Here is a 12,114-nt window from a genome sequence, read left to right on the forward strand (position 1 = left end):
CATGACCGGGCGGAGAAGCTACTCGATCGGCATCGCGATCGACTGGTTCTTCTTCGTGTTCGCGGGGCTCGCCGCGATCTGGCTCGCCTATCTCAGCTTCACGGAGACGTTCCGCGTGGGGTGGTGGGGGATCCCGTTCGCGGTTCTCTTCTGGGTGCTCCTGGCCTACCTCGTGCTGCCGCGCCTTCACCGCATCCTGACCACGGTCTACGTGCCCGACTACTTCATCGGCCGCACGCGGACGAGCGACGGACTGCTGGGCGACCCGGTGAACCTCGCCTTCCTCGGCGACGGTCCGCAGATCGAGCGCGCGCTGCGGGCCGCGGGCTGGACGAAGGCGGATCCGGTGACCTTCGCCTCCTCGTGGCGCATCATCGTCTCGACCCTCACGCGGCGCAGCTATCACGACGCCCCGGTGAGCCCGCTGTTCCTGTTCGGCCGCCAGCAGGACTTCGCGTACCAGCAGGAGGTCGACGGCAACCCCGCCCAGCGGCACCACGTGCGGTGCTGGCGCTGCCCCGAGGACTGGCTCCTGCCCGGTGGGCGTCGCGTCGACTGGCTCGCGGCCGGCACTTTCGACACGAGTGTCGGGCTCTCGCTGTTCACGCTCCAGGTGACCCACCGCATCGACGCCGAGACCGACATCGAGCGGGACCACATCGTCGCGACGCTGCGGGATGCCGAGCCGCGCGTGTCCGTCGACGTGATCGTCGACTTCGCCACCGGGTATCACGCGCGCAACGGCGGCGGCGACAGCATCACCACGGACGGCGACCTGCCGATCGTGGACGTGCGCGCACTCGCGGAGGTGGACGGATGACAGCATCCGGCGCACCGGCGCCCCGCCCCGGCAAGCGCCCGGCCTTCGAGCCCGCCGCGCGGCTTCTCACTCCGACCGGGTACGACCCGGACATGCGGCGACCCGCGTCGATCGTCGCGGGGACGGCGCTGGTGCTGCTGAGCGTGCTCGCCGGATGCCTCGTGCTCGTCGGCGTGGCGCTGACGTGGGACACCCTCGTCGCCGGCCCCGACGTGGACCTCGAGGGGTTCGAGGCGACCCCGGACGGACGGACGACCGGCCTCATCGTGGTGCTGGCGGTCGCCGGAGCCACGCTGGTCTTCGACCTCGTGCTCGCGGTGTTCGTGTACCTCGGCCGCAACTGGGCCCGGGTGATCGTGATGCTCTTCGCCGTTCTGCGGATCAGCACCACCTTCGTCGCCTGGTGGGCCCAGGGCCAGGAGATCACGCTCGGCACGACCTTCATCTCGCTCGCGGTCGACATCCTTCTCCTCCTGGCACTGTCGAGTCGCAGCGCCGCCGCGTACGCCCGGCGCAATGAACGGCCTCGCGTCTCCTGACTGCTGGGTGGCATACCCTGAGATCCGCCGCAGCCGCGGCCGGGGGAGGGTGCGTGTTCGACAGTCCGCTGTCCGCCTCGGCGTATGAGGTTCTCGGGGTCGACCCCGAAGTCGACGACGAGGAGCTGCGACGCGCCTACCGCCTGCGCCTGCGGCAGACCCATCCCGACACCGGCGGAGACGCGGCCGTGTTCATCCAGGTGCAGCGCGCGTGGGAGCTCGTCGGCACCGCCGACGCGCGCGCCGCCTACGATCGCGGGCACGGCTTCGGCGAGGCGGCAGCGCCGGAATGGTCGGGATGGCGTGCGCCGGCCGCCCGCACCGACACCCGCCCGCGCGCTCGCTCCTACGGGCACCCCGGCGGCTGGCGGCGCGAGCGCTACCTCACGCTGATCCGAGAGTGGGCAGGGCGCGGCGTCGTGCTCGACGACCCCTACGACCCCGCCCTCGTGCGCTCCGCCCCGCAGCAGCTGCGCCGGCTGCTCGCCGACGCGCTCGCCGAGGAGCAGACGGCGCGCACCGTCGCCGACCTCGGGATGGGCTACACGGTCTGGCACGACGTCGACGCGTCGGGGCGCGATGCCGATCCCGACGCGAAGATCGATCACATCGTGCTCGGCCCGAGCGGGCTGTACGGCATCCTGTCGGAGGACTTCGGCGGTCCGGTCCGGATGCGCCGCGGCGAGCTCATCGGCGACGGCGTGACGGGCGCTCCGGTCGGCACCCTCATCGCGCGCATGCGCGGGCTGGCGCGCGCGGCGGGCGTGCGCTTCAGCGGCGCGATCGTCGTGCTGCCCGACGACGACGTCATGCAGGTCATCGACGAGATCGGCAAGGTGCGCGGCACCCCGGTGGCGATCGTCGCGCGCAGCGCGCTGTCGACGGTGCTGCGACGAGGCATCACGGGTGTGCGCCCGATCGGCGGCAACGAGGTGTTCGACGTGCGCACGCGCCTGCAGCACGCCGTGCGCTTCGCCTAGGACGCCGCCTCGGACCACACCGCCAGCTCGTTGCCCGCCGGGTCGGCGAAATGGAATCGTCGCCCTCCCGGGAACCCGTAGATCTCGTGCACGATGGTGCCGCCGGATGCCGCGACCGCGGCGCGCGCCGCGTCGAGGTCGGCGACGTAGATCACGGTCAGCGGCATCCTCTGCTGGCGTTCGTCGGCGATGCCGTTGATGCCGGCGACGACGCCGCTGTCGGCCGTGTCGTAGTACTCGCCGTAGTCGGTGAAGCTCCAGCCGAAGGCGTCTTCGTAGAAGGCGCGAGCCGCCGCGAGGGTTGCGGGATCGGCCGCCGGGAACTCGATGAGGTCGATGTGGTTGTGCGTGGGCATGCGCCCGGTCTACCACCGGCCGCGGACACCCGCGAGGAGGGTCAGTCGGCCAGGCCGAACAGCTCGAGCGGGTGGGTCAGGCGCCACCAGATGCTCGGGCCCTCGATGTCTTCGGCGAGGCGCAGGTCGACGGTCGTGGAATCGAGCGGACCCGTGACCGTGAGGGAGCCGACGACGTCGCCCTCCTCGCGGTGGTCGCCCAGCGCGTAGGCGGTGGTCGCCGTCGGCGCACCGGAGTTCCACAGCACGACCGCCGCATCGTCGCCGGCGACGACCGAGACATCCTCGCCCCACGCCGTCTCGACCGACCCGGCGAGGGTGCCTGCCGTCACCGACGGGGTCAACTGCAGCTCCTTCTCGAGCTGCGCGTACAGCGCGCGCGAGGCGGCGAGGCGCGCGGCGTCGTCGGGCTGGCCGAGCACCGAGGCGAACATGCGCACCGTGGTGTCGCCGATCACGACGTCCTTGGCCGACAGCAGATTCGAGGAGTCGAGCGTGCCCGTCTTGATGCCGACGACGCCCGGGTCGGCGAGCAGGCCGTTGGTGCTCTCCACCAGGCCGGCGCCGGGCAGCTCCACAGACTTCTTGGCGACGATCTCCGCGATGACGGGGTGCGTCATGGCCTTCTGCGCGAGCGTGATCAGGGCCTCCGGCGACGCGCTGTTGCCGGCATCCATCCCGGTCGGCTCGACGATCGTGACGCCGGGCACTCCGTGCGTCTGCAGCCACGACATCGCCGCGCTCGCGAACACCGCGTCGGAGGGGAAGAGGTTGTCGGCGAGGCGGTCGGCGTAGTTGTTGGCCGAGCCGATGAGCATGCCCTCGAGCATCTGGTACTCGGTCAGCGAGCCGCCCGCGGGCACGTCCAGCGCCGACTCGCCCGCTGCCCGGTAGTCCCAGTACGCCGCCGAATCCCAGTATCCGAAGCGGAACTCCGGTCCCTGCTCGCCGACGGACAGCGGCATCTGATCGAGCACGACGAGGGCGGTCACGATCTTCGTGATGCTCGCGATGGAGTCGGGATCGGTGCCGGATGCCAGGGTCCCGGCGATTCCGCCGACCGACACCGCCGCGCTTCCCGTCGCCGGCCAGGCGGGTGCTGCCGCCGGGGCAGCGGCCGGCTGGACGGCGACCGCCGTGATCGTCGGGGTGACGGCGTGCAGCGGCCAGGCGATCGTCGTCGCCGCGTACGCGCCCAGGACACCCGCGATCGCGAGCGTCGGAATCACGACCCCGGAGCGCAGGGGCGAGCGCCGGGGCGGATCGGCGAGGAGGTCTGCTCCGACGGGGATGTACGCGGCGGACGCGCCGTCGAGACCGATCGGCGCCGAGCGTCGCGAGAGGGCGCTCTCGTCGACCCATGCGAGCGCGATGCGGCGCTCGCCCTTCTCCTTGGCTGCGGTCGTCGAGCGCGGGCTCAGGCCGACGGGAGTCGTCGACGCGACGTCGGTGGCGACCGTCGCGGGCGCCGCGACGGAACCGCGCGATGCCCCCGCGCGTGCGACGTCCGCGTCGAGGGTCAGCACGCCCTCGGGAGTCTCCGGGCCGGTGGGCGTGACGGGGGGCTCGCCGGTCGCCGCACGGCGCGCACGGCGCGTCGTGGTCAGGGCGTCATCGGGAGTCACCCGCTCAAGATACAACGGGTCGCGGCGTATACTCGTTCGCACAACCACGGGAGTCCGGTGAGCCGGGCTGAGAGGAAGCGACCCACGCTTCGACCGTCGAACCTGATCCGGATCATGCCGGCGCAGGGAGGAGTTCACATGCACGCATCCGCGTCCGCCCCCACATCCACCGAGGCGGCCCCCTCGGCGGCACCGAGCCCATACCGCTGGCGGGTCGTCGACATCGTCGTCGCCAGCGTCATCGGTGTGGCATCCGGCCTCGTCTTCCTGCTGTGGAACGTCGCGTACCGGGGCCCGAGCGCCCTGCTCGAGCCCCTGCTGCCGGGCCTGCAGGGCCTGCTCGACGGCCCCTGGCTCTTCGCCGGCGTGCTGGGCGCCCTCATCATCCGCAAGCCGGGGGCGGCGGTGTTCACCGAAGTCGTCGCCGCCGGCGTCTCCGCGCTCACCTTGATCGGCAACACGTGGGGCGCCTTCCTCACGCTCGAGGCCGGACTCATCCAGGGTCTCGGCGCCGAGCTGGTCTTCCTGCTGTTCTTCTACCGCCGCTGGTCGCTGCCCGTCGCGATCCTCGCGGGCATCGGCGCAGCGCTCGCAGGAGGCGTGAACAACCTCCTCCTCTGGTACGCGGGCGCGGACCTGTCATTCGTGCTCGTCTACCTCGTGAGCACCTCGATCTCGGGCGCGATCGTCGCGGGACTCCTCTCGTGGCTCCTCGCGCGCGGCCTCGCCGCGACGGGAGCGCTCGACCGCTTCGCCTCGGGCCGCGAGGCCCGCGCCCGCGTCTAGTCGCGTGACCGGCGACCTGCCCCGGCCCGCCGCCGTCGAGGCGCGCGGGTGGGGCTGGCGTCACGCGTCCCGCAACGCGTGGGCGGTGTCGGATGCCTCGTTCCGCATCGAGCCCGGCGAGCGCGTGCTGCTGCTCGGCGCCTCGGGAGCCGGCAAGTCGACACTGCTGCACGGTCTCGCGGGGGTGCTCGGCGGGGACGAGGAGGGCGAGCAGACCGGCGAGCTCCTCATCGACGGCGCTCCGGCCGCACGGGTGCGCGGGCGCGCGGGTCTGGTGCTGCAGGACCCGGACGCGCAGGTCATCCTCGCCCGCGTCGGCGACGACGTGGCCTTCGGCTGCGAGAACCTCGGAGTCCCGCGCGACGAGATCTGGCCGCGGGTCCGGTCCGCGCTCGACGCCGTGGGGCTCGACGTGCCCCTCGACCGCCCCACCAAGGCGCTGTCGGGCGGCCAGAAGCAGCGGCTCGCGCTCGCGGGTCTGCTCGCGATGCGTCCCGGCCTCGTGCTGCTCGACGAGCCGACCGCCAACCTCGACCCCCACGGCGTCGGGGAGGTGCGGGATGCTGTCACGCGCCTGCTCGATGCGCACGCCGCGACACTCGTCGTCGTCGAGCACCGCGTCGAGGTGTGGCTGCCGGTCGTCGACCGTGTGATCGTGCTCGGCGACGGCGGCGTCCTCGCCGACGGCGCACCCGGCGACGTGCTCGGTGCGCAGGGGCCCGCGCTCGCGGCGCGCGGCGTGTGGGTCCCCGGCATCCCGCCGGCGCATCCGCCGGCTCCGGCGCACGCACCCGGTCCCGTGATGCTGTCGGCCTCGGCGCTCGCCGTTCAGCGCGTCGAGGGGCACCCCGTGGCGTCCGGCATCGAGCTCGACGTGCGCGCGGGTGCCGCGCTCGCCGTGACCGGACCCAACGGCGCCGGCAAGTCGACGCTCGGCCTGACGCTCGCGGGCCTGCTGGCACCGGCATCCGGCTCCCTCGTCGCAGACGGAGCGCTCGCCGCGGGCGCTTCGGCGACGCCCATCCGATGGACGTCGCGCCAGCTGCTCACCCGGATCGGCACCGTGTTCCAGGACCCCGAGCACCAGCTCCTCGCCAAGACGGTGAGGGAGGAGCTCGAGGTGGGTCCGCGTGCGCTCGGCCTCGCCGAGGCCGAGATCGCGTCGCGCGTGGAGGAGCTGCTCGAGCGGCTCCGGCTGGCCCCGCTCGCCCGTGCGAATCCGTTCACGCTCTCGGGCGGGGAGAAGCGCCGGCTCACCGTCGCCGCGGCGCTCGCGACCGCGCCGCGCGTGCTCGTCCTCGACGAGCCGACCTTCGGGCAGGACGCACGCACGTGGGCCGAACTCGTCGCACTGCTCGCCCGCCTGCGCGATGACGGGTCGGCGATCGTCGCCGTCACCCACGATCTCGACGTCGTCGCCGCGCTCCACGCGGAGCGATATGAACTGGGGGGCGCGTCGTGACCCTCCTCGACGCCCACGCGCGCACGAGCCGGATGTCGCGGGTCAACCCCGTCGCGAAGCTCGGCGCGGCGGCCGCCATCACGATCCCGCTGGTGCTCACGCTCGATGTGGTGTCGGCATCCGTGGCCCTGGTGCTCGAACTGCTGCTGATGCCGCTCGCCGGACTGGGCTGGCGCGAGTTCTGGGCGCGCACGTGGATCGTGTGGGCCCTCGCACCGCTCACGGGTCTCACGATCGCGCTGTACGGCCGCACGAGCGGCGAGGTCTACGTCGACTGGCTGTTCGTCACCGTCAGCGAGGGGTCGCTCGTGCTGGCGCTGGCGACGACGATCCGGGTGCTCGCGATCGCGCTGCCCTCGGTCGTGCTGTTCGCGAGCGTCGACCCCACCGACCTCGCCGACGGTCTCGGGCAGGTGCTGAGACTTCCCGCGCGGTTCGTGCTGGGTGCGCTCGCGGGACTGCGCATGGTGGGACTGTTCCTCGACGACTGGCGCTCGCTCGAACTCGCCCGCCGCGCGCGCGGCGTCGCCGATCGCGGACGCCTGCGCCGGTTCCTCGGCATGGCGTTCGCGCTGCTCGTGCTGTCGCTGCGGCGCGGGGCGAAGCTTGCGACCGCGATGGAGGCACGCGCGTTCGGCGCACCCGGCCGCCGCACGTGGGCGCGCGCCTCCCGGTTCGGGGCGGCGGAATGGGCGCTCATCGGCGTGGGTCTCGCGATCGCCCTCATCGCGACCGCCGCGGCGCTCGCCGCCGGCACGTGGAACTTCATCCTCGGCCCCGGCGTCTGACGCGGCGCGGGCCGGTCGCCGCGCTTGCGCGGCAGTTTCCGGCATCCGCGCCCGTCGGAAGAGGCTGCGCGTGCCGGAAACGGGCGCGCGGACCGGTCGCCGCGCGCGCTGGCTCAGCCCGCGACGAGGCGCTGGTAGGCCGGCTGCATCGCGGGGAAGTATGCGCTCCACGGCACGGTCGCGGCATCCCGTCCCTTGTGCACGGCCATGAGGCGATCGAGGTAGTACTCCCAGCCCGGTCCGATGGAGCCGACTTCGTCCTCGGGGTTGAGGCGCTGGCCGAACACGAGCAGCGTCGACTCGCCCTTCTCGATGAGCTCGAACCACAGGTGCCACGAGCCGGTCCCCGCCGACGTGTCGCCCGCGAAGCGGCGGGGCGGGTCGCATTCGAGGATCGTGTACTCCTCGGGCGGCGCGTCCTCGTCTTCGGCGGTCATGAAGAAGGCGACGTGGCCGGTGGACGGATCACCTTCCCATCGGCCGATCCAGCGCTCGAGCCGCGCGGACTCGGTCAGCTCGCGCCACACTTCGCGCGCGCGTGCCGCGAACGTGCGGGTGAGCACGAGGTTCGGGTGCCCGTCGATGTCGGTCACGGTGCCGGTGATGTCGGTGCGGTCGGTCATGTCGCGCCTCTCGTTCGTGCCATCGTCCCACCCGGTCGTGATCATCGCCACGCGCGTCGAGGGCCGTTCCCGAAGAATCTCCCGACGGCGTCGACAACGCGGGAGAAACCGGAACCCGGTACCCGCGGGTCGCCTGGCGTGGCGATTCTCCCGCGGTGTTGACGCGCGAGTCCCGTCAGGCCTCGAGCACGTCGAGGAGGACCACGGCGTGATTGCGCTCCGGATCCTGCGCGCCGTACAGAAGGGTCGAGACCGGATGCCGCGCCAGCTCGTCTCGCAGTGCGCCGACCGCGGGGTTCTCGGCGAGCTCGGCGCGGTACGAGGCCTCGAACTCGTCCCACGGCAGGCCGTCGCGGTGGAACGCCTGGCGCAGCGCGGTCGAGGGGGCGGCATCCTTCGCCCACAGTCCGAGGGCCGCGCGCTCTTTCGTGAGCCCGCGGGGCCACAGCCGGTCCACGAGCACGCGGAACCCATCGTCGGGCGCGGGATCGTCGTAGACCCGCTTCAGCCTCACCGCCATGCCTCCATGATGCCCCGCCGACTACGCTGGGCGTGGCATCCGGTTCCGACGTGAGACTCAGTCCCGCGTACAGTGGGATGCAATGTCTCGGCAGTTCGAAGGAGAACGCATGGACCTCACCGGTTCCTCCGCCCTCGTCACCGGGGGTGCGAGCGGGCTCGGCCTGGCGACCGCCCGGCGCCTCGCCGCTGCGGGCTCGAGGGTCACGATCGTCGACCTGCCCGGCTCGGCCGGCGCCGAGGTCGCCGCCGAACTCGGCGGCTCGTTCGCGCCCGCCGATGTGACCGACGCGGCCCAGGTCGCGACCGCCGTCGAGGTCGCCGCGGACGCAGGCGCGCTGCGCGTGGTCGTGAACTGCGCCGGGATCGCACCGCCCGCGAAGGTCCTCGACCGTGACGGCGCCCCCACGCCGCTCGACGCCTTCGAGCGCATCGTGCGCGTCAACCTCATCGGCACCTACAACGTGCTGTCGCAGGCGGCGGCCGCGATGGCGCGGACCGAGCCCACCGCCGGCGGCGACCGCGGCGTCATCGTCAACACCGCGAGCGTGGCGGCCTTCGACGGGCAGATCGGGCAGCCGGCGTACGCCGCGAGCAAGGGCGGGGTGCACGCCATGACCCTCCCCGTCGCGCGCGAGCTCGCCCGGTACGCGATCCGCGTGGTGACGATCGCCCCCGGCATCATGGAGACGCCGATGCTGATGGGTCTGCCCGAGGCGGCGCAGGAGTCGCTCGGCCAGCAGGTGCCGTACCCGCCGCGCCTCGGCAAGCCCGACGAATACGCCGGGCTGGTGATGGCGATCGTCGACAACGGCTATCTCAACGGCGAGACCATCCGCCTTGACGGCGCCATCCGCATGGCCCCGAAGTAAGGAGCACCCATGAGCGACTCGATCCTCCTCCACGTCGAAGACGGCCTCGCGCGCGTCACCTTCAACCGTCCCGCATTCCTCAACGCGATGGACTTCGAGATGGGCGGCCGGTGGCGCGACATCGCTCACGCGGTGACGACCGATCCCGCGGTGGGCGCGGTCATCCTGGATGCCGCCGGCCCGGCCTTCTGCGCGGGCGGCGACGTCGTCGCGATGGCGACCTCGCGCGCTGCCGGGTCGGACGTCACCGCGGCGGCGCACGTCATCCATGACGGCATCCGCACTTTCGCGCTCTCCGACAAGCCGATCGTCGCGGCCGTGCAGGGCGCCGTGGCGGGTGGGGGCCTCGGGCTCATGCTGAGCGCCGACTACATCGTCGCCGCCGACTCCGCCCGGTTCGTCAGCAAGTACGCCAACATCGGCCTCACCCCCGACCTCGGGGTCTCGACGCTGCTCCCGGCGGCGATCGGCCAGCGCCGGGCGCTGCAGCTGCTGCTCCAGGACACGACGATCGACGCCGCGACCGCCTTGGACTGGGGACTCGTGGCCGAGGTCCTGCCCCGCGACGAGGTCGCCGCCCGCGTCGAGGCGATCGCGCAGTTCTGGCTCGCCGGCGCCACCACCGCCTTCGGTCAGGCCAAGCGCCTCGTCCGCGTGGGCGCCGACCGCCCCTTCACCGAGAACCTCGACGACGAGGCCCGTTCGATCGGCGCCCGCTTCGAGACGGACGAGTCGCGCGCCCGCGTCGCCGCGTTCGCCGCGGCATCCGCCAAGTCCGCCGCATCCCGATCCTGACCCGCCCCGCCCCCATGTCCCGCTTTCCGTCGCCCGGCGGCCGCTCGGCCGACCGAAAGCGGGACATGCACCAAGGAGAGACCAGACATGAGTGAGAACACCCTCGCCGGCAAGACGATCCTGATGTCGGGCGGCAGCCGCGGCATCGGCCTCGCGATCGCGCTGAGGGCTGCGCGCGACGGGGCGAACATCGCCCTGCTGGCCAAGACCGACACGCCACATCCGAAGCTCGAGGGCACGGTCCACTCGGCGGCGGAGCAGATCCGCGCGGCCGGCGGTCAGGCACTGCCGATCGTCGGCGACGTGCGCAACGACGACGACGTCACCGAGGCCGTGCTCAAGACGCAGGGCGAGTTCGGCGGCATCGACATCGTCGTCAACAACGCATCGGTGATCGACCTCTCGCGCTCGCTCGACCTCGCGGCCAAGAAGTACGACCTCATGCAGGACGTCAACGTGCGCGGCACGTTCATGCTCAGCCGCGCGGCCGTGCCGATCCTGAAGGATGCCGCGAACCCGCACATCCTGTCGCTCTCGCCGCCGCTCAACCTGGCGCCGAAGTGGCTGGGCGCGCACACCGGGTACACGCTCGCGAAGTACGGGATGACGATGACGACCCTCGGCCTGGCGGCGGAGTTCGCGAAGGCCGGCATCGCCGCCAACACGCTGTGGCCGGCGACCACGATCGCGACCGCGGCGGTGCAGTTCGCCCTCGGCGGCGACGCGATGATGAAGGTGAGCCGCACGCCGGAGATCTACGCGGATGCCGCGTACGAGGTCTTCCTGAAGCCCGCCGCCGAGTACACCGGCCAGACGCTCATCGTCGAAGACGTGCTTCGGGAGTCCGGCGTCACGGACTTCTCCGGCTACGCGGCGGTGCCGGGCACGCCCGACGACCAGCTCTTCCCCGACATCTTCCTCTGACCCGACCCCACCCCCCACCCGCCCCCGCCCCACCCCTCCCGCCCCACCCCTCCCCTTCCGTTTGTGCGGGCGAATGTGCGCCTGGGCGCCAGGCTGGGCGCACATTCGCCCGCACAAACGGATCGGTTCACGGCGTAAGGTGGCGCGGCCGCGCTCGGAATCGGCCGCGATGCCCAGGCTCCGCCCTGGGGCGAGCGCGTCGCGCAGGTGCGCGATCCGGACGGGAATCTCGTGAACCTCGGGGCCGAGGCATCCACAGCCGCGCACTGAGCGGGGCGCGAACGCTGCAGTTCGCTGCGAATGCTGCGTCGCGCCGCGCAGCGGTTGCCGGAAAGTGCAGCGCTCGGCGCGCCTAGTGCCAGGACGGCGGGGTCAGTGCTCCGCGCCGGTGAACAGCAGGATGCCGCCGAGCCCGATCATGAGACCGCCCCCGGTCGCGGAGAGGCGCGCGATGCGCTTCGGCGACTTGCCGAACCAGGACCTCGCGCCGGCGGCGGCGAGCGCCCATGCGCCGTCCGAGAGCAGCGCGATGACGAAGAAGACCAGGCCGAGCTGGACCATCTGCAGCGGCACCGATCCCGCCGAGAGGTCGACGAACTGCGGCAGCACCGCGACGAAGAACGCGATGGTCTTGGGGTTCGTGATGCCCACGACGAAGCCTTCGCCCAGCTGACGCCAGGCCGAGCGCGGGGGGAGTGCGCCGCTGGCCTGCTCGGCGGCGCGGTAGCGATGGCGGATCGCCTGCACGCCGAGGTACATGAGATACGCGGCGCCCGCGACCTTGACGATCGTGAACAGCACGATCGACTGGGCGACGATGCCGCCGACGCCGAGCGCGACGAGGCCGATCACCGGCAGCAGGCCGAGCGCGTTGCCGAGGACGCTCAGCAGTCCGCCGATGCGGCCGAGTGCGAGCGCCCGGCCGATCGTGAAGAGCACGCTCGGCCCGGGGATCACGATGAGCACCAGCGCGGCGAGCGTGAAGGCGAGAAGGTTCTCGGGAGGGACCACGAGGAAACGATAGT

14 protein-coding genes and 1 riboswitch are annotated in these 12,114 nt (G+C 72.4%); of the genes, 9 read left to right on the top strand and 5 right to left on the bottom strand.

Features of this window, described 5'->3' with window-relative positions; all coding sequences use genetic code 11:
• The first annotated feature begins 1 nt into the window (after position 1).
• The 3 genes from OL358_RS07380 to OL358_RS07390 are packed head-to-tail and all read left to right on the top strand — an operon-like array spanning position 2 to position 2,339.
• Positions 2-820 (top strand): LssY C-terminal domain-containing protein, encoded by an 819-nt coding sequence (locus OL358_RS07380; RefSeq protein WP_264709319.1) that lies wholly within the window; start codon positions 2-4, stop codon positions 818-820.
• Positions 817-1,359, top strand: a complete 543-nt coding sequence (locus tag OL358_RS07385) for a hypothetical protein (RefSeq protein WP_264709320.1) — start codon at positions 817-819, stop codon at positions 1,357-1,359. The genes OL358_RS07380 and OL358_RS07385 overlap by 4 nt, the downstream gene beginning before the upstream one ends.
• Positions 1,360-1,412: 53 nt before the next feature.
• Entirely contained in the window at positions 1,413-2,339 is a 927-nt protein-coding gene (locus tag OL358_RS07390) for a J domain-containing protein (RefSeq protein ID WP_264709321.1), read from the top strand.
• Here OL358_RS07390 and OL358_RS07395 read toward each other — a convergent pair.
• Positions 2,336-2,695, bottom strand: coding sequence for a VOC family protein (locus tag OL358_RS07395; RefSeq protein ID WP_264709322.1), 360 nt, complete (start codon positions 2,693-2,695; stop codon positions 2,336-2,338). The two genes, OL358_RS07390 and OL358_RS07395, sit on opposite strands and share 4 nt — an antisense overlap.
• 41 nt (positions 2,696-2,736) lie before the next feature.
• A complete protein-coding gene (locus OL358_RS07400) occupies positions 2,737-4,320 on the bottom strand; it encodes a D-alanyl-D-alanine carboxypeptidase family protein (protein ID WP_264709323.1) in 1,584 nt (527 codons plus the stop codon).
• Positions 4,321-4,356: 36 nt separating this feature from the next.
• A riboswitch (TPP riboswitch) is annotated at positions 4,357-4,468 on the top strand.
• On the opposite strand from OL358_RS07400, the gene OL358_RS07405 reads away from it, so the two are divergent.
• The 3 genes from OL358_RS07405 to OL358_RS07415 all read left to right on the top strand — a co-directional run bounded on the left by OL358_RS07405 (position 4,459) and on the right by OL358_RS07415 (position 7,356).
• Complete coding sequence (locus OL358_RS07405; protein ID WP_264709324.1) at positions 4,459-5,106, top strand: ECF transporter S component; 648 nt, start codon at positions 4,459-4,461, stop codon at positions 5,104-5,106. Its footprint overlaps the riboswitch before it by 10 nt.
• 4 nt (positions 5,107-5,110) lie before the next feature.
• Positions 5,111-6,568, top strand: coding sequence for an ABC transporter ATP-binding protein (locus tag OL358_RS07410; protein ID WP_264709325.1), 1,458 nt, complete (start codon positions 5,111-5,113; stop codon positions 6,566-6,568).
• On the top strand, positions 6,565-7,356 hold the full coding sequence (locus OL358_RS07415) for an energy-coupling factor transporter transmembrane component T family protein (RefSeq protein ID WP_264709326.1): 792 nt from the start codon (positions 6,565-6,567) through the stop codon (positions 7,354-7,356). Before OL358_RS07410 ends, OL358_RS07415 begins: the two co-directional genes overlap by 4 nt.
• Positions 7,357-7,469: 113 nt before the next feature.
• Here OL358_RS07415 and OL358_RS07420 read toward each other — a convergent pair whose 3' ends face one another.
• Both OL358_RS07420 and OL358_RS07425 read right to left on the bottom strand, forming a co-directional pair.
• Positions 7,470-7,979, bottom strand: a complete 510-nt coding sequence (locus OL358_RS07420) for an SRPBCC domain-containing protein (RefSeq protein WP_264709328.1) — start codon at positions 7,977-7,979, stop codon at positions 7,470-7,472.
• A gap of 175 nt (positions 7,980-8,154) precedes the next feature.
• Positions 8,155-8,499, bottom strand: a complete 345-nt coding sequence (locus tag OL358_RS07425; RefSeq protein ID WP_264709330.1) for a DUF488 domain-containing protein — start codon at positions 8,497-8,499, stop codon at positions 8,155-8,157.
• 109 nt (positions 8,500-8,608) lie between these two features.
• Here OL358_RS07425 and OL358_RS07430 point away from each other — a divergent pair, with 109 nt between their 5' ends.
• The 3 genes from OL358_RS07430 to OL358_RS07440 all read left to right on the top strand — a co-directional run bounded on the left by OL358_RS07430 (position 8,609) and on the right by OL358_RS07440 (position 11,089).
• On the top strand, positions 8,609-9,370 hold the full coding sequence (locus tag OL358_RS07430; protein WP_264709331.1) for an SDR family NAD(P)-dependent oxidoreductase: 762 nt from the start codon (positions 8,609-8,611) through the stop codon (positions 9,368-9,370).
• 9 nt (positions 9,371-9,379) lie between these two features.
• Entirely contained in the window at positions 9,380-10,165 is a 786-nt protein-coding gene (locus OL358_RS07435) for an enoyl-CoA hydratase/isomerase family protein (RefSeq protein ID WP_264709332.1), read from the top strand.
• Positions 10,166-10,252: 87 nt separating this feature from the next.
• Positions 10,253-11,089 carry an SDR family oxidoreductase gene (locus OL358_RS07440; protein ID WP_264709333.1) on the top strand — a complete coding sequence of 279 codons (837 nt, stop codon included), beginning with the start codon at positions 10,253-10,255 and terminating at the stop codon, positions 11,087-11,089.
• 372 nt (positions 11,090-11,461) lie between these two features.
• Here the strand turns inward: OL358_RS07440 and OL358_RS07445 are convergent, their stop codons facing one another.
• Positions 11,462-12,100: a LysE family translocator gene (locus OL358_RS07445; RefSeq protein ID WP_264709334.1), complete on the bottom strand. Its 639-nt coding sequence runs from the start codon at positions 12,098-12,100 to the stop codon at positions 11,462-11,464.
• Positions 12,101-12,114: the final 14 nt, after the last annotated feature.

The sequence above is a fragment of the Microbacterium sp. SSM24 genome, assembly GCF_025989145.1.
Taxonomy (GTDB): domain Bacteria; phylum Actinomycetota; class Actinomycetes; order Actinomycetales; family Microbacteriaceae; genus Microbacterium.